This window comes from Vitreimonas flagellata (assembly GCF_004634425.1).
GTDB classification, from domain to species: domain Bacteria; phylum Pseudomonadota; class Alphaproteobacteria; order Caulobacterales; family Aquidulcibacteraceae; genus Vitreimonas; species Vitreimonas flagellata.
In genome coordinates this window covers 1,074,918-1,093,762 of sequence record NZ_SBJL01000001.1, presented here as the reverse complement: position 1 = coordinate 1,093,762, position 18,845 = coordinate 1,074,918, and the positions used below count along the sequence as shown (strand labels likewise).

The window sequence follows — 18,845 nt, the reverse complement described above, 5'->3', positions numbered from 1 at the left end:
GCTAGGTGGCGTCACGGGGGCTCCTCAATCTGGCTCAGGCCACGGAAGCTGCGCTGATTATAGCAGCACAGGCCAAGGACCAGGCAGCGTTCGGGGAGCTTGTGAAACGTCGCCAAGGCTGGGCGCGAAGCCTGCTCCGGCGGATGTGCCAAAGCCACGCAGAAGCGGACGATCTGGCCCAGGACGCGTTCGTTAAGGCTTGGGAAAGATTGCGGGATCTGGAAACCCCCGCCGCTTTTCCGGGTTGGTTTAGGAGGATTGCGGTGACCACGTTCCTGATGGCGAAGCGTCGCCAGAAGGCCGTGTTCGAGGAAATCGACGACGCATCGCCCATCGCGTCAGAGGATTCCACGCCGGAGGCCGCGGCCGGCGCGAAGATTGACCTGGAGAAGGCTCTTGCCAGGTTGTCTGATGCGGAGAGACTATGTGTGACGCTGAACCACGGAGAAGGGTTAAGCCACGCTGAAATTGTAGAAATCACCGGTCTTCCCCTCGGCACGGTGAAATCCCACGTTCTAAGGGGAACGGATAAACTGAGACGGCTATTGGAACCGGCGACATGAGTGACTTCAACGCCTTGCTGAAAAGCTCCTTCGCGGAGATCGAAGAACCGGCTGACGCTGGCTTCAGCGTTAACGTCAGTCACAGTGTCGCGCGCGTCGAACGCGCGGCGAAGGTTCGGTCTTGGACTCAAACCGTCGGCGTCATGGCTGGCGCTGCCGCCACGGCCTGGGGCCTTTATTCCGTAATTGGCGTGTTCGCCCCAGACCTCATCGCGTCGGCGAGTATCGAAGCCGCTCGCCTGCAAGGCGCGATCAGCAATGGCCCGCAAATCTCCGCCGCCGCCGAAACGGCTGGCGTTGGACTGATGCAATCGATCGGCCTCGGCATGACGCAAATCCTGCTGGCGACGGGCGCTTTGATCGGTGGTGCGGTGGCCTACAAGGCCGCCCAGGACTAAAAGCTCAGCCCCAGCAGGCGACTAAGCTGGCGTAACAGCCTCCGGCCCATTATGTGCAGCGCAACAAAGGATCATGGGAGGTCCGCATGTCGCGCCATTCTGAAGCTCCACGTCGCATCACCGCCCCGGACATCCGCGCCCGTAAGGGCGGCGATCCGATCGTCTGCCTGACTGCCTACACGGCGCCGATGGCCGAAATCCTCGACGACCATTGCGACCTGCTGCTCGTGGGGGATTCCCTTGGCATGGTGGTGCACGGCCTGCCGAGCACGGTCGGCGTCACCATGGAAATGATGATCCTTCACGGTCAGGCCGTGATGCGGACGGCCAAGAAGGCCATGGTGGTCGTGGACATGCCGTTCGGTTCCTATGAGGCCAGCCCCGAGCTCGCCTACGCCAATGCCGCGCGGATTCTGAAGGAAACCGGCGCGCAGGCGGTCAAAGTCGAAGCCGGCGCCACCGTTGCGCCGACCGTGAAATTCCTGGTCGATCGCGGCATCCCGGTGATGAGCCATGTCGGCCTCTTGCCGCAGGCCGTGAATATCGACGGTAAGTTCAAGGCCAAAGGCCGGGACGAAGCCGAGCGCGCCGCCATCCTCGAAGCCGCCCGCGCCTCGGATGAAGCCGGCGCCTTCGCCATTGTGGTGGAAGGCGTGGATGAGACGCTTGCCCCCGAAATCACCGCCGCCGTCAAAGCCCCCACGATAGGCATTGGCGCGTCTGCGGACTGCGACGGCCAGATACTAGTTGTGGATGACATGCTGGGGCTCTTCGGTTGGACCCCGAAATTCGTCCGCCGCTACGCCAATCTGAAGGACGAAATCGACAAAGCGGCCTCTGGATATGCCGCCGATGTTCGCGCCCGCCGTTTTCCTGCCGCAGCCGAGACCTATTCCCTCAGCAAGGCAAGGCAAGCCCGCGTTGCCCAGGGCGACAAGCGCGGCTAGCTTGCCGGCGATTTTAGGGGGGCGGTTCGCGGATTCGCGAGCTTGGCCAGGAAGCAGGCGTGACCAACGAAACCGATTCATTTGTCCAGGAAGTCGACGAGAGTCTACGCCAGGACCGGGTACTTCAGTTTTTCAGGAACAACGGCATTTGGATTGGCGGCGCGCTGCTGGCCATCGTGCTGGGCGTCGCCGCTTGGCAGGGTTGGCGCTGGTATTCGGTGAGCACCGCACGCGAACATTCCGACCAATATCTCGCCGCCCAGCAAATGCTGACCTCCGGCAATCTCGACGGCGCCAAGGCTGAGTTCGAGCGGCTTCGCGATGAAGGTCCGCAACACTTCCGCACCATGGCGCGCCTGGAGCACGGCGCTGTGTTGCAGGCGCAAGGCGACCTCGAAGCAGCACTCGCCGAATTTGACGCCGCCGCCGAAGCTGCGCGCGATCCGGTGATGCGCGAGACCGCGCAATTGCGCGCCGCCTACATCGCCGCAGAGACGCAAGACCTCGCCGCGATGCAAACGCGTCTGCAGCCGTTGATCGAAGGCGAAGGCCGCATCTCCTATCTCGCGCGCGAATTGCTCGCGATCGAAGCCTGGGAAGGCGGCAATCTCGATCTCGCGCGTCAAACGCTGGAGAGCCTCGCACTCGCGTTCGACGCACCCGAAGCGGTGCGTCAGCGCGCGCAAATCGCGCTTGCGGTTGTGGGCCCCGCGCCCGCATCAAGTTCAACGGAAGGCGCTGCCGCGCCGGCGCCATCCGAAGGAGAAACAGAATGAGCCGCATCACCCGTAGCTTGGGTCCCATCGCTGCGCTTGCCGCTGCGGCGGCTCTCTCCGCATGCTCGACTGTCAGCCGGGTCGGCGACGCGGTGTGGCCGTTCAACGGCGGCGATGACGCCCCACGCCAAACCGCTCCCGAAGACGGCCGCATCTCGATCCTCGCGTTTGAGCAGGAGCTCTCCGCCGATCCTGCGCTTGCGTCGCAGACCATCGTTGTGCCGCCGCCTATGCAGGTCGTGGAGTGGAGCCAACCGGGCGGCACGGCCGACAATTCGCCGCCGCCTTCGACGGGCTCGGCGGTGCTGCAACGCGCCTGGCGCGCCAATCTCGGCCAAGGCTCCAACAACAACGCACAGATCGCAGCGCCGCCTGTGATCGCTGGCGGAAATCTTTTCTTCCTTGATGCGGATCATCGCCTGCACGCGCTCAGCGCCACTGACGGTTCGCGTCTGTGGAGCGAGAATTTGCGCCCGCGTGACTCGCGCGATCGCGTCGCCCGCGGCGGTGGCGTTGCGGCCGCTGGCGGCCGCGTCTTTGTGACCACCGGTTTCGGCTTCATCGCGGCGCTTGACGCGAACACGGGCGAAGAAGTCTGGCGCCGCCAAGCCGACGCGCCGTTCCAATCGGCGCCGACCGTGCTTGGCTCGCGCGTGTACGCGATCACCAACGACAGTGAATTGCTCGCGATCGACGCGGGTAGTGGCGAAGTGCTGTGGAATTACCAAGCGATCGCGGAGCCGGCGCGCATTCTTTCTGCGACCAGTGTTGCCGTTGATGGCGACACGGTGGTGGCGCCGTTTGCCTCGGGCGAATTGGTGGCGCTGCTCGGCGGCAACGGTCGTCGCTTGTGGTCAGATGCGCTTTCGCGTTCGGGCCAGCTGACGTCGCTCTCCGCCATTAACGACATCGCAGGCCGTCCGGTGCTCGACAATGGCATTGTCTTCGCTGCAAGCCATTCCGGCGTGCTCGCCGCGATCGACGTGCGCTCCGGCCAACGCGGCTGGGCGCGTGCGTTCGCCTCCACGCAAACCCCGCTCATCGCCGGCAACGTGCTCTATGCTGTCAGCACTGACGGCGCGCTGGCCGCGTTCGACCGCAACACCGGCAACGCGTATTGGGTTCAGCAGCTGCGCCGCTTCGAGAATGAGAGCGGCCGCGAAGGACGTGTCTCATGGACGGGCCCGGTGATGATCGGGGGCCGTCTCGTGCTGGCGAACTCGCTCGGCGAGGTCATCGCCGTGACGCCGGAGAGCGGCCAGACGGTGGCGACAGCCGACGTCGGCAAGCCTGTCTTCATTCCGCCGATCGTTGCCAACGATCAGATTTACATCGTGACTGACGAGGCCAACCTCGTCGTCCTGCGTTGATGTTGGCCGTCCATGACGATCAAGCTCGCGATCGTCGGGCGGCCGAATGTCGGCAAGTCAACGCTCTTTAATCGTCTCGCGGGCAGGAAGCTCGCGATCGTCGATGACACGCCGGGCGTTACGCGCGACCGGCGTGAAGCGCCAGGGCGTCTGGGCGATCTCGATTTTACGCTGATCGATACCGCTGGCTTCGAGGACGCGACGGATTCCTCGCTCGAAAGCCGCATGCGCGAGCAGACGGAAACGGCGATTCGTGAAGCCGATGTGATCCTCTTCCTCGTCGATGCGCGCGCAGGCGTGCTGCCGCTTGATGAATCGTTCGCGGCCATGCTGCGGCGATCGAACAAGCCGGTGATCCTCGCGGCGAACAAAGCCGAAGGCCGCGCGGGCGTGGGCGGCGTGAACGAAGCGTATGCGTTGGGCTTGGGCGAACCGATTGCACTTTCGGCCGAGCATGGCGAAGGCATGGCCGAGCTGTTCAGCGCCATCGCCGCGCACGCGCCTGTCCCCGGCGGCGATGAAGAGGAAGCCGCCAACAAGCCCAAGCGCCCGGTGCACATCGCCATCGTCGGCCGGCCCAACGCGGGCAAATCCACGCTGGTGAACGCGCTGATCGGTGAGGACCGCCTGCTCGTTGGCCCAGAAGCCGGCATCACGCGCGACTCGATCTCCATCGATTGGACCTGGAACGGCAAACCCTATCGCTTGATCGACACCGCCGGCATGCGCAAGAAGGCGAAGGTGCAGGCCAAGCTCGAGCGCATGTCCGTTGGTGAGACGTTGCACGCGATCCGCTTCGCCGATGTGTGCGTGCTGGTGATGGACGCGCGCGAGGCGTTCGAGAAACAAGATCTCACCATCGCTGATCTCGTCATTCGCGAAGGCCGCTCACTCGTGTTCGTGCTGGCCAAATGGGATCAGATCGAGGACAGCCGCGCGCACTTTGAAGAGATGAAGCTGGTCGCGCGTGAAAGCTTGCCGCAAGCGCGTGGCGCGCCGCTCGTCACCGTGGCCGCACTCTCCGGCGTCGGCCTCGACCGCGTGATGAGTGCTGTCGAAGAAGCGCACGACGATTGGACCGCGCGGATCAAAACCAAAGATTTGAACGACTGGCTCTACGCCACGATCGCGCGCCACCCGCCGCCGGCGGTGCATGGCAAGCGCATCAAGCCTCGCTATCTCACGCAAATCAAAGCACGCCCGCCGACCTTCGTGCTCATCTGCTCGCGCGCGGAAGACATGCCGGAAAGCTACAAGCGCTATCTCGTCAACGGTCTGCGTGACGCGTTCGACATGCACGCCGCCCCGATCCGTCTGATCGTCAAAGCTGGTAAGAACCCGTTCGACGAAGACAAGTCCTAGGCGTTCGTCGCAAATGAATTGGCTGGTCTCCGCACTGGGCGCTTAGCTCGGCGCGGGAGGATCACATGGCCAAGCCGTTCACCGCGACTTTGCTCGGCGGGCTCGTCGCCGGCGCGCTCGACATCACCTATGCCTGCGCACATTGGAACATCGCCCATGACGTGGCCCCGCAGCGGATATTCCAATCCGTGGCGGCTGGCTTGCTCGGACGCGACGCGGCGGTGGCGGGCGGCTGGAACACAGCCGCGCTTGGGCTCGCGCTTCACTTTGTCATGACGACGATCATGGCCGCGTTCTTCGTCGCGGCGAGCCGCGCCGCACCTGCGCTCAATCGCACGCCGCTGTTGAGCGGGATCGTGTACGGGCTCGGGCTCTACGCGGTGATGAATTTCATCGTCGTGCCGTTCTCTGCGGCGGGCGATGGCGTGATCCAGGCGCCCGAATTCAATCAATTCTTCTATGGCGGCCTGCTCGCGCACACGCTGCTCGTGGGCGTGCCGATCGCGCTTATCGCCAAGCGTTTCGAAAACTAGATTACTTGGCCCGCGGCCCAGCCGCTGGACCAGGCCCATTGGAAATTATAGCCGCCGAGCCAGCCGGTGACGTCGACGGCTTCGCCGATGAAGAAGAGGCCAGGTACGGCGCGCGCTTCCATTGTTTGTTGCGAGAGCGCGTTGGTGTCGACGCCGCCGACCATGACTTCGGCTTTCGCATAGCCTTCATCGCCATTCGGTGTGAGCGTGAAGGATTTGCAGCTGCGCATGAGGTCGATCAGTGCGCTGTCTTTGAACGCGCCAATTTCTTGGACCGCCGGCGTCTCGCCGGCGAGGATTCCGGCGGTCCAAGATTGGAGCAACGCCGTCGCCAAGCGCTCGGACATGAATTCCGCCATCACGGTTTTCAATTGCGCCTTTGGTCGTTCGCGTTTGCGGGCGGCGAGTGCGTCTTCGGGCGCGTCGGGCAGCCAATCAATGCTGATGCTCTCGCCTATGCGCCAATAGGACGAGGCTTGCAGGACCGCCGGCCCTGAGAGGCCGCGATGCGTGAAGAGTGCGGCTTCGCGGAATGACGCTTTGCCTGCGCGCGCGATCACGTTGGCGGAGACGCCAGAGAGCGGACGCATCCAAGCAAGGTCAGAGTCAGCGAAGGTCAGCGGCACGAGGCCGGGGCGGGTTTCAATGACGGGAATGCCGAATTGCTCGGCGATGTCGAAGGCAAAGCCTGTCGCACCAAGTTTCGGGATCGGATAGCCGCCGGTGGCGATGGTCAGCGTCGCGCTCTCGAACGCGCCCATCATCGTGTCGACGACAAAACGGTCGCTGCGTTGGACGGCATTGATGCGGTAGAGCGTGCGAATGTCCACGTTCGCTGCCGCGCATTCATCGAGCAGCATGCGCACGATCTTTTGTGACGAGCGCGCGCCGTCGCAGAAGAGTTGCCCGAGCGTCTTTTCGTAATGCGTGATGCGGTGCTTCTGGATAAGCGCGAGGACGTCGTGCTGCGTGTGCCGCGCCAGCGCCGAGCGTGCGAAATGCGGATTGGCGGAGATGAAGCGATCGGGGGCGGCGTGCAGATTGGTGAAATTGCAGCGCCCGCCGCCGGAGATCAAAATCTTCGCGCCGACTTCCGCATTGTGCTCCAGCAGCAAAACGCGCCGCCCGCGCCGGCCCGCATGAAACGCCGCATAAAGCCCCGCAGCGCCGGCGCCAATGATGATGCTGTCGTAGCGCTCCATCGCGCTGCTCATTTGCGCTCGAACTGAACCCACGCGCCGTTTTGCGTGTAGCTCGGGGCGAGCATGGCGACGATGGAAGGCGCGACATCTTCCGGGGTGGGCAGCGTCATCGGGTCTTCGCCGGGAAACGCCTTGGCGCGCATTGCTGTGCGCGTGGGGCCGGGGTTGAAGAGGTTGGCCTTGATCGGCGTCACGTTGAGTTCGGCCGCGTAGGACGTGACCATCGCGTCGAGTGCGGCTTTGGAGGCGGCGTATGGGCTCCAATACGCGCGCGGGTTCTTCGACGCGCCGGACGTCACGAACACGGCGCGGCCTGCATCGGAGGCGCGCAGCAGCGGGTGCATGGCGCGGATCAGGCGCCAATTGGCGATGTAGTTCACGCCGAACGTCTCTTCCATGATCGAGGGCGTGACTTGATGTGCGGGCGTCAGTGAGCCCAGCACGCCGGCGCAGGCGGCGAGACCATCGAGTTGGCCGAAGCGCTCGAACAGCGCCCCGCCCAAGCGATCGAGGCCATCATAATCGCGCAGATCGTGCGGCACGAGCGAGGCCTCGCCGCCGAGCGCCTTGATCTCGTCGTCCAACGCCTCAAGCGCCTTGGTGGCGCGGGCGATGACGATGACGCGCCAATTCTGGCGCGCGAGTTCAAGAGCAACAGCGCGGCCAATACCGCGCGAGGCGCCCGTCACCAGGGCAATGCGTTTGGATGTGTCAGTCATGATCGAAGCTGAGTTTAGCTCAGCGCCCGCGGTGTTGGATAAGTTTATTCCGCGGCGTTTTCGGCCAGCAGCGAGAGTTGGAAATCCTTGTCGGCGCGGTCGGCGCCATGGTCGGTCAGCGTCGTTGGATATTCGCCGGTGAAGCAATGGTCGGTAAATTGCGGCGCGGCGGCGTTGCGCTGCTCCGCGCCCATCGCGGCATAGAGGCCTTCGACCGAGAGGAAGCCCAGCGTATCGACGCCGAGCGACTTGCGCATTTCCTCAAGCGTCATCTGCGCAGCCATGAGCTGATCCACGCTCGGCATGTCGATGCCGTAGAAGTCTGGGAATTTGATCGGCGGCGAGGCGGAGCGGAAATGCACCTCGGCCGCGCCGGCTTCTCGCACCATCTGCACGATCTTGCGCGACGTGGTGCCGCGCACGATCGAGTCATCGACGAGCACGACGCGCTTGCCCTTGAGCACCTCGCGGTTGGCGGCGTGCTTCAGGCGAACGCCGAGTTGGCGGATCTCTTGCTTCGGCTGGATGAAGGTGCGGCCGGCGTAATGGCTGCGGATGATACCAAGTTCGTACGGGATGCCGCTTTCGAGCGCGTAGCCCATCGCGGACGGCACGCCCGAATCTGGCACCGGCACGACGACATCGGCTTCGACGCCGGTTTCCTGCGCCAGCCGGCGGCCCATGCGCTTGCGCACGTCATAGACGGAGCGGCCATCGACCACCGAGTCCGGCCGCGCGAAATACACGAACTCGAACAGGCACGAGCGCGCCGGGCGGCGCGGGAATGGGAAGTGGCTCTCGATGTTGATCTCGCCCATATGGCGGGTGATGGTGATCACTTCGCCGGGCTCGATCGTGCGCACGAAGCGCGCGCCGATCATATCGAGCGCACAGGTCTCGGAGGCAAGGATCGGCGAGCCGTCGCGGTCGCCCAGCACAAGCGGGCGGATGCCGATCGGATCGCGTGCGCCGATCATCATATTGTTGGTGAGCGCGACCAGTGCGTAGGCGCCTTCGATCTGGTGCAAGGCTTCAACGAAGCGTTCGACCACCTTGGCTTTCCGCGACTTGGCGATCAGCTGCAGAATGCATTCGGTGTCGGAGGTCGATTGGAAGATCGCGCCGGCTTCGACCAAGCGCTCGCGCAGATCGCGGGCGTTGGTGAGATTGCCGTTGTGGGCGACGGCGAAGCCGCCGAGTGCAAGATCAGCGAAGAGCGGCTGGACGTTGCGAAGAATAGTGCCGCCTTGGGTGGCGTAGCGCGTGTGGCCGATGGCCGAGGTGCCGGGCAGGCGCTGGGGCATGTTCTCGCCGGAGAAATGCTCGCCGACGAGGCCGAGGTGGCGCTCGTGATGGAAGCGGCCGTCATAGGAGACGATGCCGCAACCTTCTTGGCCGCGATGCTGCAGGCCGTGCAGGCCGAGGGCCGTGAGGACTGAAGCGTCCTCCGAACCAAAGACACCGAACACGCCGCATTCTTCGCGGGGCTTATCGTCGTCGGCCCATTTATCGACCGGGTCCGCCGGCGCCTGTTCAAATCGAAGGGAGGGGCGCTCGGCGGTCATGTGTCCTCAGGTCGGTGGGGCTTCCGGCTCCGGTTCCGCGGGAGGAATCGGGGCCGACTCGCCCTGTTGACGGTCTAGTATATCACGCGCGCGCGCCCCGGCCCGAGGCAAGACAGCCTCAAGCGCTGACGCAACGCCGTCATAGATAGGATAAGTGCGCGCTCCGCGCACGGCGTCTTGCATGGGATCTGCAGGCGTTTGGCTGTCCTGGCCAACCAAGCGCAGCGGCAGAATGAAGAAAATTGCCACGAACAACACGCCGCGCAGGACGCCGAAAGCGAGGCCGGCGGCGCGGTCGAATGAGCCGATCTCGGTGGATTGGTGAACGGTCTTGGCCATGGTCGAAACGACCACGGTAATGGCGATGAACACGACCAGGAAGATAAGCAGGCCGCCCGCTACCGCTGCGAGAAAGCCTTCAAGTGGCGTGAAGCGCTCGATGAAGGGAGCCACGAGGCCGGCGAAGAAATAGCCGGCGAGGCCGCCGGCGGCGAAGGCGATCAGCGAAAAGACTTCGCGAATCAAGCCCCTCGCGAAGGCCATGACCGCGGAAAGGCCGACCACGACCAAAGCGGCGAAATCAAACCAAGTGAAGCCGAGATCCATCCTGTGTCGCTCCCCACTCCTGCCTCACGGCTCTTGCCAGCCCGCGGCCCCTGCGTCCCCGTGTTCTCGGGCGCTTGGTGAATCGATAGACGCGCCCGAGGCCGATTGAAAGCCCGTAACGTGTCGTGGGCTTGATGCTGCTGGTCGATTTCGGCGGGCGCGAGGCGGGGCGGCGGGGGATGCTGCTCTCCATGTTCGCAGAGCTGCTCTTCGCCTTGGTCGCAGGCGACCAGGCCGCCGCCGCGCCTGAAATCGCGCCGCAGGAGATCGCCGCCGGCGTGACGCTTCTATCCGGAAGCTTCCTGCCCGAGCGCGGGCCGGACGGGAACACGATCATCTTCGATGCGCCGGAAGGCTTAGTCGTGATTGATACGGGACGGCACGGCTGGCAGAGCGATGCGATCCTGGCGTTCGCGCAGGCGAGGCGGCGCCCAGTGGCCGCAATTGTGAACACGCACTGGCATCTCGACCATACGAGCGGCAATGGCCGGGTGCAGGCGGTGTTTCCGAACGCACCCGTGTACGCGACCAACGCGATCGACGGCGTGCTGGCGCCGGGCGGCTTTCTCGCTCGCAATCTCGACGGTGCGCGCGGGATGCTCGTGGGCGATCAGCTGAGCGCGGTGCAGCGCGAAGAAGTGCAAATCTTCATCGACACGATGGCCGCATCAGATGATTTGCGGCCTGATGTGGTGATCGAGCGCGGTGAGCGCGCGCGGATCGCCGGCCGGCGCTTTGATCTGCACATCACGGACGGTGCGGTGAGTGCTGCGGACATCTGGCTCTACGACCAGCGCACGCGTGTCGTCGTGCTGGGCGATCTCGTGACGTTTCCGGCGCCCTTCTTCGAGACGGCGTGTCCGGACGCGTGGCGCACGGCGCTGGATGAAGTGTGGGCGACGCCCTTCCGCATCGCCATTCCCGGTCACGGGGCGGCGATGGATCGAGCGCAGTTCGATACCTATCGCCAGGCCTTTGGTGCGTTCCTGGATTGCGTGAGTAGCGACGCGGAAGCGTCCGTGTGCGCGAGCGCCTGGAGCACGAACATCGCCGCCTTCATCGCAGGCGACGAACGCGCCCAAATCATGGCCCGGCAAATGGCTGAGTATTACGTGGGCTTCCTCCGCGCCAATGGCGGGCGCAGCCCGGATTGCGCTGCGCCTTCCGCCACGTAGGGCGTTGACATCGCGCCGCCCGGCCCGGCCAATCCCGCCAACAAGCGGCAAACAATCCGCGCGGGAGGACCTCATGCATCCGGCGACCCACGCCAAGACTGACCCTGATCGCGTCGCCTATGTGATGGCGGGTTCGGGCGAGCAGGTGACCTACGGCGAACTCGACGCGCGCTCGAACCAGACGGCGCAATTGTTCCGCTCGTTGGGGCTGAAGGTCGGCGACGTGATCGCGATCTTCATGGAGAACAACGCGCGCTATCTCGAGATCGCGTGGGCCGCACAGCGCGCGGGGCTTTATTACACCTGCATCTCTTCGAAGCTGACGGCGGGCGAGGTGGAATACATCGTACGCGATTGCGGTGCGCAGGTGTTGATCGCATCGCCGGCGGTGGGCCCGGTGTTCGAGCAATTGCCAGCAGTGCTGGAAGGCGTGAAGCTCTTTGCTGTCGGCGGCGCGACGGGCGCCTATGCGAGTTACGAAGCAGCGCGCGATGCGATGCCGGCCGGGCCGATCGCCGATCAGACGGCGGGTTCGGACATGCTCTATTCGTCGGGCACGACCGGGCGGCCGAAGGGCGTGAAGCCGCCGTTGCGCGGCGTCGATATCGATGTCGCCGATGCGCTGACGGTGTTGCCGAAAGCGTTCTTCAACTTCCCGGATCAGAGCCGCTACCTCTCGCCCGCGCCGCTTTATCATGCTGCACCCTTGCGTTGGTGCATGAGCGTGCAGCGACTGGGCGGCACGGTCGTGGTGATGGAGAAGTTCGATCCCGAGCAAGCTTTGGCGCTGATCGAGAAACACAAGATCCAGACCGCGCAATTCGTGCCGACGCATTTCGTGCGTATGCTGAAACTGCCCGACCAAGTGCGCACGAAATATGATGTGTCGAGCTTGGTGTCGGCCGTTCATGCGGCGGCGCCGTGCCCGATCCCGGTGAAGGAGCAGATGATCGCCTGGTGGGGACCGGTGATCTACGAATATTACGCCGGCACCGAGGGTAATGGCTTTTGCTATATCGGTCCGCAAGCGTGGCTGGAGCGCAAAGGCTCGGTCGGCAAGGCCGTGATCGGCGAAGTGCGCATTTGCAATGACGACAACGAGCAAGTGTCGGCGCGCACCGAAGGCGTCGTCTATTTTGCCAACGGCCCGCCGCTTGCCTATCACAACGATCCCGGCAAAGCGGCGGAGAACACCAATCAGCACGGTTGGACGACATTGGGCGATGTCGGTTGGGTCGATGAGGATGGCTACCTTTATCTGACCGATCGCAAGAGCTTCATGATCATCTCGGGCGGCGTGAACATCTATCCGCAAGAGATCGAAAATTTGCTCGTCACGCACCCGAAGGTGACGGATGTCGCCGTCGTCGGCGCGCCAGATGAAGAGATGGGCGAGAAAGTCGTCGCCGTGATTCAGCCTGCGGATTGGAGCGAAGCGGGCGATGCGCTGCGCGAGGAATTGCTGGCCTATGCGCGGGCGAATTTGAGCCACGTGAAAGCGCCGCGCGTGCTCGATTTCATGGAAGAGTTGCCCCGGCATCCGACGGGAAAGCTCTACAAGCGCCTGATCCGTGACGCGTATTGGGGCAAGACGGATTCCAAGATCGTGTAAGCGCGCAGCACGTTGGCCGCGTGAAGCTCGGCTTCACACGGTTGAGTCTGGACTGCCGGCGCCCGCGCCGGCATGGCTGGTTTGCGCGCTCATCTTTGACGATCGCGCGCGCTGAAAGATGCCGGCGCGGGCGCCGGCGGTCCGGGTTTAGGAGCTATCGGAGGCGAGCACGGGCGGAGTCGCCAGCGTGCTGATGCGCTCATGCGGTGGGCGTACGAGGCGGGCGGATGCCGAAGAGGCGTGTGAGGCCGCGCGCGAGACGACGTGCTGCACGGTCGGCCAACGAATCGACATTGTTGAGCGCGTTCACGATGAGCAGGAAGCGTGTGAGCAGATCGCGATGCTGCAAACGCTTGCGTAGCCAGGAGCCGCGGCCGGCGCGGGTGATGGAGCGGACGCGGGTGCGTCGGGAGAAGCCGGCGCTGGCGTAATGCGCAGTTTCGGCGGATGCCCCTTGCCCTCCGCGCGCCAGTAGATGGCGTTCGCTGATGCGGCCGAAGCTGTCGCGAAAGATGAGCGCGCCGACCCAGAAGAGCAGCAGACGAGCCCAGGCGATCAGCCTGGTCTTTCTATGCTCTGTGATGGTGGGCGCGGTGTGTTTCATGCGGGCCAGTGTGCGGTCGGTTTGAACTCGGTCGGATAGAGTCCTGCCGCCTTCGGCGCGCGCGGCGGGCAAACTGCCGATTGCGTTCGGGTTTTTCCACGATTGCCAGTCGTAATGTAGCGCTTCAGAGTGGGATAGACGGCTGCAATGGCCGCATATTGGGGATTTGGATGAAGCAGATCGGCGTGTCGGTTTTGGTGTTCGCAATTGCATGCTGCGGTGCAGGCGAAGCTCTGGCGCAATTGCCTGGACGTCCGGCGCTTGATTTTTCCCAACGCGGGTCTGCTTCGGGAAATGGCGAAGACAGCGCCTTCGCGCGCTCGGTGACGGCGCGCTACGCGTCGGGCGTGACGCGCGCGCAATTGCTGGCGGACCTTCGCGCGCAGGGCTTCAGTTGCGAAGCGTCCGGCGCGTCATGCACACATGTGGCGATGCAGGAGGCGTGCGCTGACGTGCGCGCCGTCGATATCGCGCAAGACGGAACCATCAGCGCCAGCCACGTCTTACGCTGCATGGGCGCTTTGGCGGACGACGAATAGGCGTCGCCTTTCAATTCATCTTAAGTCGCCCCCTCTTAAGCTCTTTACTCGGCTGGAGCGGCGCAAGGGCAAAGCAACGTGGCTATCGGGGCGTTCCTGGAGCAAGTGTATCTTGCGACTGTCGGCGTTTTGGCGTTTGCCAGCTTTTATGGCTTTGCGCTTTTCCGAAACAGTTGGCGTTGGAGGCGCTTGGCGGAGGTCTATGCCGCACCAGACGATCAGCGGCCGCTCAAGCGGCGCTGGACGAACATGGTGTTGCAGGGGTTAAGTTTTGGCTGGGTAAACTACGCTGGGATTACGCTCTTCGGCGTCAATCGAGAGGGATTGTTCGTAAGTCTGTTGCCGGGCTTCTCGCTTCTGCATGAGCCGCTATTTTTTCGATACCAAGAGATCACCATCGCGCCCACGCGCTGGCTTCTTCAGGACGCGTGCGCCATTGAATTCCGTGGATGCCCAGGCCTTCGCCTCATTACGAATTTGGCCACGCAGCGCTGGATCGAACAGCAGCGTGAGGAGCTTGGATCGTTCAGCGCGCCAACGGCGCTGTCGCCACGCAACGGATAGCTTCGTCTGCGTGGGCGATGCTCAATCCTCAACGCCCAGCGCCGCAGCCAAGTCGGCGATGTGTTTGAGCTCGCGGAGTTTCACGCCGGCGCCGCCGCCGCTCTTTTTTTGTGGGGGCGCAAATGCGCTTTGGAAGCCCAGCTTCGCCGCTTCTTTCAAACGCAGATCCGTGCGGCCCGCGGGGCGGATTTCGCCGGAGAGGGCGACTTCGCCGAAAACGACGCTGTGTGTCGGCAGGGGGCGATCGACGAGCGCGGAGATGAGCGCTGCAGCGACGGCGAGGTCGGCGGCGGGTTCGGTGATGCGCAGGCCGCCAGCGACGGAGAGATAGACGTCGCGACCAGAGAACGAGAGCCCGCAGCGCGTTTCCAACACGGCGAGGATCATGGCGAGGCGCGCGCTGTCCCAGCCAACGACGGCGCGGCGCGGCGTGCCGTAGGCGGTGGGGGCTGCGAGCGCTTGGATTTCCACGAGCACAGGGCGCGAGCCTTCAACGCCGGCGAATACGGCCGCACCTGATGGCCGATCGCCGGCGCCGCCCATGAAGAGCGCGGATGGGTTGGGCGTCTCAATCAAGCCTTGCTCGACCATTTCGAACACGCCGATTTCGTCGGTGGGGCCGAAGCGATTTTTGACGGCGCGGAGAATGCGGAACGGAAGCCCGCGCTCGCCTTCGAAATAGATCACGGCGTCGACCAAGTGTTCGACCACGCGGGGGCCTGCGATCTGGCCGTCTTTCGTCACGTGGCCGACGAGGATGAGCACGCTGCCGCTCTTCTTGGCGAAGCGCACGAGTTCGTGCGCGCAGGCGCGGACTTGCGCGACTGTGCCAGGCGCGGCTTCGACGCCGTCGGCCCATACGGTTTGAATCGAGTCGACGATGACGACGTCGGGCTTCATGGCTTTGAGGCCGTCGAGGATTTTACGGAGATCGGTTTCCGCGGCGAGTTGCACGGGCGCGTCGGCGGCCTTGAGGCGGCGGGCGCGGTCTTGCACTTGCGCTTCGGCTTCTTCGCCGGTGACGTAAGCGACGCGCGCGCCGGAACGAGCGATGGCGGCGGCGGCTTGCAGCAGCAACGTGGATTTGCCGACGCCTGGATCGCCGCCGATCAGGATGGCGGAGGCGGGCACAAGGCCGCCGCCGCAGACGCGGTCGAATTCGGAAATGCCGGTAGGCAGGCGTGGGGGCGGATCGGCTTCGCCGGTGAGCTCAACAAAGGTGAGGGCTTTGCTCTTCTTGCCGGTGGGCGCCGCAAGCGCGCCGGGCACGGCGGTGCGCGAGGTCTCCTCGACCAACGTATTCCATTCGCCGCACGCCTCGCACTTGCCGGCCCATTTAGGCCAGATCGCGCCGCACGCCTGGCAGGTGAATACGTGGTCTTTGGCCATTCTCGAATCCTTCGCCATTGAGCCTAGCGCGCCGCCTCTGCTAACGCATGTGGTATGACCAGCGTGCGTGATCTGCATCCATTACAGGGCGAGGCCGGCTTTACTTGGCGCGGGGTGAATCCGACGCGCGTGGAAGCGCTGTCGGATATGGTGTTTGCGTTCGCGCTGACGCTACTTGTGGTGTCGAGCCAGCCGCCGGGATCTTTAGCGGAATTGGAGGCGCAGCTTTGGGCGTTTCCGGGCTTTGCGGCGGCGTTCGCGATCCTGCTCGTCATTTGGCATTCGCACTACATCTTCTTTCGCCGCTACGCGCTGCAAGATGGGTGGACGACGATCCTGAATGCGGGCCTGCTTTTCATCATTTTGTTCTTCGTTTATCCGCTCAAATATCTGGGCACGATGTTTGCGGAATTCGTGCGCTCGCTGATGGCGGGCGCGCCAACGGCGCCGTTCACGTTGGCGGAGGCGGAATTTTCGCTAGCGCTGATGTCGCTGGGCTATGCGGCGGTGTTTGGCGTGTTCTTTGCGCTCTATGCGCATGCGCTGAACAAGGGCGATGCGTTGGATCTGACACAGCGTGAGCGCGAGCTGACGCGGTTTGCGATCTGGCAGCAGGGCGTGCATGTGTTTGTCGGCGTGTTGGCGGCTTTGGGCGCGCTGCTTCTGCCGGCGCCGTGGTCCGCGTTCTCGGGCTTTGCGTATGCGTTGATTGGACCGCTCATCTTTGTGGGCGGCGCGCGTTTGGCGCAGGACCCGAAGCCGGCGCGCAAGCCGACGCCGGCGATGCAGGAGAGAGAGCTTTGACGTCGATCTATGATTTCACCGCGCGCGATATTGACGGCAAGGAGCGGTCGCTTGGCGAGTATCGCGGCAAGGTGCTGCTGATCGTGAACACGGCGAGCCAGTGCGGGTTCACGTATCAATATAAGGGCCTGGAAGCGCTGCATCGGAAATATGCGGCGCAGGGCGTCGAGGTGCTGGGCTTTCCCTCCAACCAGTTCGGCAAACAAGAGCCCGGCGACGAGAACGAGATCAAGAATTTCTGCTCGCTCACCTATGACGTGACGTTTCCGATGTTCGCGAAGATCGACGTGAACGGGCCGAACGCACATCCGCTCTATGACTATCTGACGCGCGAGAAGGGCGGCGGGCTGTTGGGGCGCAAGATCAAATGGAATTTCACGAAGTTCCTGGTCGGCCGCGATGGCCGCGTGTTGAAGCGGTTTCCGCCGACGGCGAAGCCGGAAGCGCTCGATGGCGAGATTGCGCGGGCGCTATGAAAGGGCCGCCGAAGACGCCGCTGCTGACGGTCGATTGCGTCGTGTTCGATGCGTCGGGCGCGTTGCTGTTGATCGAGCGCGGGCATGAGCCGTTCAAGGGTTGCTATGCGCTGCCGGGCGGGTTCGTCGATGTGGGCGAGACGGTAGAGCAGGCTGCGTTGCGCGAGCTGAAGGAAGAGACGGGCGCATCTGGGCGCGTGGAGCGGTTGATTGGGGTTTATTCCCATCCGTCGCGTGATCCGCGCGGGCACAATGTGAGTGTCGCGTTCTTGGTGGAATGGGATGGTACGGCTGTGAGCGGCGGCGATGATGCGGCGTCGGCGGCATTTGTGTCGGATTGGCGTGAGAAGACGCTGGCGTTTGATCACGCGACGATCGTGGCGGATGCGCTGAGGGGCGCTTAGGACCAGATATCCGCAACGTCCCAATACGCACTTGCGGCGGGCGCCAACCCGAAATCGACGCGGCGGAATTGGAGCCAGCGGCCGCGCTTGGAGATGCGGCCGGGTGGATCGCCGTTTGTTGGCGTCACGCCATCCGCGCCGTCGGGCCAGAAATCTTTTTCTTCGTAGGGCTCGTCGATCCAGGCGCGGAATTTAAGTTCGCCGACGATGAAGAGCTCGGCGCGCACCCAGAAGCTGGGATCGATGCTGAGATCGATGTGGCCGTCGCCTTGGTCTGAGACGAAGAGGAGCCGCGCGCTGGTTTTGTCGACGCGCTGGCGCCAGATGCGGCCATTGGCATGGCCGCGAAATTCGTACGGCTTGGCGACCCAGCCCGCGAGCGTGTCGATCAGGAAGCCGGCGCACGTCTCAAGCGGCCAGCCATGATCTTCGTTGTCGATGTAGTGCGGCGCGCGCGTGGGTGGCGCGGGCGCGATCACACCACAGCCTGGATTGGACCGTCGGCGCGGCCGGCGACGAATTGGTCGACCATCGCGTTGCCGCTGGTGTCGAGCGTGCTCGTTGCACCCCGCCAGACGATTTTGCCGTTGTGGAGCATGGCGATTTCGTCGGAGATTTTGCGCGCGCTGGGCATGTCGTGCGTGATCGAGACGGCGGCGCAATTCAGCTCTTTCACCATTTCGACGATGAGGTCGTTGATGGCGTCGGCGGTAATGGGATCGAGGCCGGTGGTGGGCTCGTCGAAGAAGAGGATGTCGGGCTTGGCGATGATGGCGCGGGCGAGGCCTGCGCGCTTTTGCATGCCGCCGGAGAGTTCGATCGGGCGGACGTCGGCGAATTCGGGCGCCAGGCGGACTTTGCGCATCGTCTCGATGGCGCGTTCGCGCGCTTCCTTACGGGGCGTGTTGTCGGCGTAGATCAGGCGAAAGGCGATGTTTTCCCAGACGCTGAGCGAGTCAAAAAGCGCTGCGCCCTGGAACAGCATGCCGAATTTGCGCATCACGCGGGCGCGGATCTCGGCCGGCATTTTGGTGATCTCGGCGCCGTCGACCAACACTTGGCCGGCATCGGGCTTCATGAGGCCAAGCGTGCATTTCAGCGTGACGGATTTGCCTTGGCCCGAACCGCCGATGATGACGAGCGATTTGCCGGGCGCGACATCGAGATCGACACCATCGAGCACTTGGCGGCCGCGGAGCTTTTTCTTGAGGCCAATGAGTTGGAGTTTCGCGGTCAT

Annotated in this window: 22 protein-coding genes; 14 read left to right on the top strand and 8 right to left on the bottom strand. The window is 63.9% G+C overall.

Features of this window, described 5'->3' with window-relative positions; genetic code table 11:
- The first annotated feature begins 5 nt into the window (after positions 1-5).
- The 7 genes from EPJ54_RS05630 (at position 6) to EPJ54_RS05600 (ending at position 5,949) form a co-directional block, all read left to right on the top strand.
- A complete protein-coding gene (locus tag EPJ54_RS05630; RefSeq protein ID WP_135210671.1) occupies positions 6-563 on the top strand; it encodes an RNA polymerase sigma factor in 558 nt (185 codons plus the stop codon).
- Positions 560-961, top strand: a complete 402-nt coding sequence (locus EPJ54_RS05625; RefSeq protein WP_135210670.1) for a hypothetical protein — start codon at positions 560-562, stop codon at positions 959-961. Before EPJ54_RS05630 ends, EPJ54_RS05625 begins: the two co-directional genes overlap by 4 nt.
- Positions 962-1,047: 86 nt before the next feature.
- Positions 1,048-1,908 carry a 3-methyl-2-oxobutanoate hydroxymethyltransferase gene (panB, locus tag EPJ54_RS05620; protein ID WP_135210669.1) on the top strand — a complete coding sequence of 287 codons (861 nt, stop codon included), beginning with the start codon at positions 1,048-1,050 and terminating at the stop codon, positions 1,906-1,908.
- A gap of 59 nt (positions 1,909-1,967) precedes the next feature.
- Complete coding sequence (locus tag EPJ54_RS05615; protein WP_167755589.1) at positions 1,968-2,684, top strand: tetratricopeptide repeat protein; 717 nt, start codon at positions 1,968-1,970, stop codon at positions 2,682-2,684.
- Positions 2,681-4,054, top strand: coding sequence for an outer membrane protein assembly factor BamB family protein (locus tag EPJ54_RS05610; protein WP_135210667.1), 1,374 nt, complete (start codon positions 2,681-2,683; stop codon positions 4,052-4,054). Before EPJ54_RS05615 ends, EPJ54_RS05610 begins: the two co-directional genes overlap by 4 nt.
- A 12-nt stretch (positions 4,055-4,066) precedes the next feature.
- Complete coding sequence (der, locus tag EPJ54_RS05605) at positions 4,067-5,416, top strand: ribosome biogenesis GTPase Der (RefSeq protein ID WP_135210666.1); 1,350 nt, start codon at positions 4,067-4,069, stop codon at positions 5,414-5,416.
- A gap of 65 nt (positions 5,417-5,481) precedes the next feature.
- On the top strand, positions 5,482-5,949 hold the full coding sequence (locus EPJ54_RS05600) for a hypothetical protein (RefSeq protein WP_135210665.1): 468 nt from the start codon (positions 5,482-5,484) through the stop codon (positions 5,947-5,949).
- Here the strand turns inward: EPJ54_RS05600 and EPJ54_RS05595 are convergent.
- From EPJ54_RS05595 to EPJ54_RS05580, 4 genes are read right to left on the bottom strand one after another with little or no spacing between them, the layout of a single operon-like run.
- Complete coding sequence (locus tag EPJ54_RS05595) at positions 5,946-7,163, bottom strand: BaiN/RdsA family NAD(P)/FAD-dependent oxidoreductase (protein ID WP_135210664.1); 1,218 nt, start codon at positions 7,161-7,163, stop codon at positions 5,946-5,948. The genes EPJ54_RS05600 and EPJ54_RS05595 overlap by 4 nt on opposite strands.
- Positions 7,160-7,870, bottom strand: a complete 711-nt coding sequence (locus tag EPJ54_RS05590; protein WP_135210663.1) for an SDR family NAD(P)-dependent oxidoreductase — start codon at positions 7,868-7,870, stop codon at positions 7,160-7,162. The genes EPJ54_RS05595 and EPJ54_RS05590 overlap by 4 nt, the downstream gene beginning before the upstream one ends.
- A 44-nt stretch (positions 7,871-7,914) precedes the next feature.
- Complete coding sequence (gene purF / locus EPJ54_RS05585; RefSeq protein WP_135210662.1) at positions 7,915-9,435, bottom strand: amidophosphoribosyltransferase; 1,521 nt, start codon at positions 9,433-9,435, stop codon at positions 7,915-7,917.
- A gap of 6 nt (positions 9,436-9,441) precedes the next feature.
- The gene (locus tag EPJ54_RS05580; RefSeq protein WP_135210661.1) at positions 9,442-10,041 is read right to left on the bottom strand and encodes a CvpA family protein; all 600 of its coding nucleotides are present in this window, start codon (positions 10,039-10,041) and stop codon (positions 9,442-9,444) included.
- A gap of 134 nt (positions 10,042-10,175) precedes the next feature.
- Here EPJ54_RS05580 and EPJ54_RS05575 point away from each other — a divergent pair, with 134 nt between their 5' ends.
- Both EPJ54_RS05575 and EPJ54_RS05570 read left to right on the top strand, forming a co-directional pair.
- Positions 10,176-11,216, top strand: coding sequence for an MBL fold metallo-hydrolase (locus EPJ54_RS05575; protein ID WP_135210660.1), 1,041 nt, complete (start codon positions 10,176-10,178; stop codon positions 11,214-11,216).
- 73 nt (positions 11,217-11,289) lie between these two features.
- Positions 11,290-12,828, top strand: a complete 1,539-nt coding sequence (locus EPJ54_RS05570; RefSeq protein ID WP_135210659.1) for an acyl-CoA synthetase — start codon at positions 11,290-11,292, stop codon at positions 12,826-12,828.
- A gap of 199 nt (positions 12,829-13,027) precedes the next feature.
- Here the strand turns inward: EPJ54_RS05570 and EPJ54_RS05565 are convergent, their stop codons facing one another.
- Positions 13,028-13,432 carry a hypothetical protein gene (locus EPJ54_RS05565; RefSeq protein ID WP_135210658.1) on the bottom strand — a complete coding sequence of 135 codons (405 nt, stop codon included), beginning with the start codon at positions 13,430-13,432 and terminating at the stop codon, positions 13,028-13,030.
- Between the two features lie 170 nt (positions 13,433-13,602).
- Between EPJ54_RS05565 and EPJ54_RS05560 the strand changes: the two genes are divergently transcribed.
- Together EPJ54_RS05560 and EPJ54_RS05555 are read left to right on the top strand one after the other, a co-directional pair.
- Positions 13,603-13,971, top strand: a complete 369-nt coding sequence (locus tag EPJ54_RS05560; protein WP_135210657.1) for a hypothetical protein — start codon at positions 13,603-13,605, stop codon at positions 13,969-13,971.
- Positions 13,972-14,049: 78 nt separating this feature from the next.
- The gene (locus EPJ54_RS05555; RefSeq protein WP_135210656.1) at positions 14,050-14,535 is read left to right on the top strand and encodes a hypothetical protein; all 486 of its coding nucleotides are present in this window, start codon (positions 14,050-14,052) and stop codon (positions 14,533-14,535) included.
- Between the two features lie 21 nt (positions 14,536-14,556).
- On the opposite strand, the gene radA is transcribed toward EPJ54_RS05555, so the two are convergent.
- Positions 14,557-15,924, bottom strand: coding sequence for a DNA repair protein RadA (gene radA / locus EPJ54_RS05550; RefSeq protein WP_135210655.1), 1,368 nt, complete (start codon positions 15,922-15,924; stop codon positions 14,557-14,559).
- A 54-nt stretch (positions 15,925-15,978) separates the two neighbouring features.
- Between radA and EPJ54_RS05545 the strand changes: the two genes are divergently transcribed.
- Genes EPJ54_RS05545 through EPJ54_RS05535 form a run of 3 tightly spaced genes read left to right on the top strand, consistent with a single transcriptional unit; the run spans position 15,979 to position 17,608 of the window.
- The gene (locus EPJ54_RS05545; RefSeq protein ID WP_135210654.1) at positions 15,979-16,728 is read left to right on the top strand and encodes a TMEM175 family protein; all 750 of its coding nucleotides are present in this window, start codon (positions 15,979-15,981) and stop codon (positions 16,726-16,728) included.
- A complete protein-coding gene (locus tag EPJ54_RS05540; RefSeq protein WP_135210653.1) occupies positions 16,725-17,204 on the top strand; it encodes a glutathione peroxidase in 480 nt (159 codons plus the stop codon). The genes EPJ54_RS05545 and EPJ54_RS05540 overlap by 4 nt, the downstream gene beginning before the upstream one ends.
- Complete coding sequence (locus EPJ54_RS05535; protein ID WP_135210652.1) at positions 17,201-17,608, top strand: NUDIX domain-containing protein; 408 nt, start codon at positions 17,201-17,203, stop codon at positions 17,606-17,608. Before EPJ54_RS05540 ends, EPJ54_RS05535 begins: the two co-directional genes overlap by 4 nt.
- Here EPJ54_RS05535 and EPJ54_RS05530 read toward each other — a convergent pair.
- Both EPJ54_RS05530 and EPJ54_RS05525 read right to left on the bottom strand, forming a co-directional pair.
- The gene (locus tag EPJ54_RS05530; protein ID WP_135210651.1) at positions 17,605-18,087 is read right to left on the bottom strand and encodes a hypothetical protein; all 483 of its coding nucleotides are present in this window, start codon (positions 18,085-18,087) and stop codon (positions 17,605-17,607) included. The two genes, EPJ54_RS05535 and EPJ54_RS05530, sit on opposite strands and share 4 nt — an antisense overlap.
- Entirely contained in the window at positions 18,084-18,845 is a 762-nt protein-coding gene (locus EPJ54_RS05525) for an ABC transporter ATP-binding protein (RefSeq protein ID WP_135210650.1), read from the bottom strand. Before EPJ54_RS05525 ends, EPJ54_RS05530 begins: the two co-directional genes overlap by 4 nt.

What these genes read in the sequence shown, in the direction of transcription:
- EPJ54_RS05625 (WP_135210670.1), top strand. Translation starts at nt 560, where the DNA reads ATGAGTGACTTCAACGCCTTGCTGAAAAGCTCCTTCGCGGAGATCGAA.
- panB (WP_135210669.1), top strand. Translation starts at nt 1,048, where the DNA reads ATGTCGCGCCATTCTGAAGCTCCACGTCGCATCACCGCCCCGGACATC.
- EPJ54_RS05610 (WP_135210667.1), top strand. Translation starts at nt 2,681, where the DNA reads ATGAGCCGCATCACCCGTAGCTTGGGTCCCATCGCTGCGCTTGCCGCT.
- der (WP_135210666.1), top strand. Translation starts at nt 4,067, where the DNA reads ATGACGATCAAGCTCGCGATCGTCGGGCGGCCGAATGTCGGCAAGTCA.
- EPJ54_RS05600 (WP_135210665.1), top strand. Translation starts at nt 5,482, where the DNA reads ATGGCCAAGCCGTTCACCGCGACTTTGCTCGGCGGGCTCGTCGCCGGC.
- EPJ54_RS05595 (WP_135210664.1), bottom strand. Translation starts at nt 7,163, where the DNA reads ATGAGCAGCGCGATGGAGCGCTACGACAGCATCATCATTGGCGCCGGC.
- EPJ54_RS05590 (WP_135210663.1), bottom strand. Translation starts at nt 7,870, where the DNA reads ATGACTGACACATCCAAACGCATTGCCCTGGTGACGGGCGCCTCGCGC.
- purF (WP_135210662.1), bottom strand. Translation starts at nt 9,435, where the DNA reads ATGACCGCCGAGCGCCCCTCCCTTCGATTTGAACAGGCGCCGGCGGAC.
- EPJ54_RS05580 (WP_135210661.1), bottom strand. Translation starts at nt 10,041, where the DNA reads ATGGATCTCGGCTTCACTTGGTTTGATTTCGCCGCTTTGGTCGTGGTC.
- EPJ54_RS05575 (WP_135210660.1), top strand. Translation starts at nt 10,176, where the DNA reads ATGCTGCTGGTCGATTTCGGCGGGCGCGAGGCGGGGCGGCGGGGGATG.
- EPJ54_RS05570 (WP_135210659.1), top strand. Translation starts at nt 11,290, where the DNA reads ATGCATCCGGCGACCCACGCCAAGACTGACCCTGATCGCGTCGCCTAT.
- EPJ54_RS05565 (WP_135210658.1), bottom strand. Translation starts at nt 13,432, where the DNA reads ATGAAACACACCGCGCCCACCATCACAGAGCATAGAAAGACCAGGCTG.
- EPJ54_RS05560 (WP_135210657.1), top strand. Translation starts at nt 13,603, where the DNA reads ATGAAGCAGATCGGCGTGTCGGTTTTGGTGTTCGCAATTGCATGCTGC.
- radA (WP_135210655.1), bottom strand. Translation starts at nt 15,924, where the DNA reads ATGGCCAAAGACCACGTATTCACCTGCCAGGCGTGCGGCGCGATCTGG.
- EPJ54_RS05545 (WP_135210654.1), top strand. Translation starts at nt 15,979, where the DNA reads ATGACCAGCGTGCGTGATCTGCATCCATTACAGGGCGAGGCCGGCTTT.
- EPJ54_RS05535 (WP_135210652.1), top strand. Translation starts at nt 17,201, where the DNA reads ATGAAAGGGCCGCCGAAGACGCCGCTGCTGACGGTCGATTGCGTCGTG.
- EPJ54_RS05525 (WP_135210650.1), bottom strand. Translation starts at nt 18,845, where the DNA reads ATGACCGCGAAACTCCAACTCATTGGCCTCAAGAAAAAGCTCCGCGGC.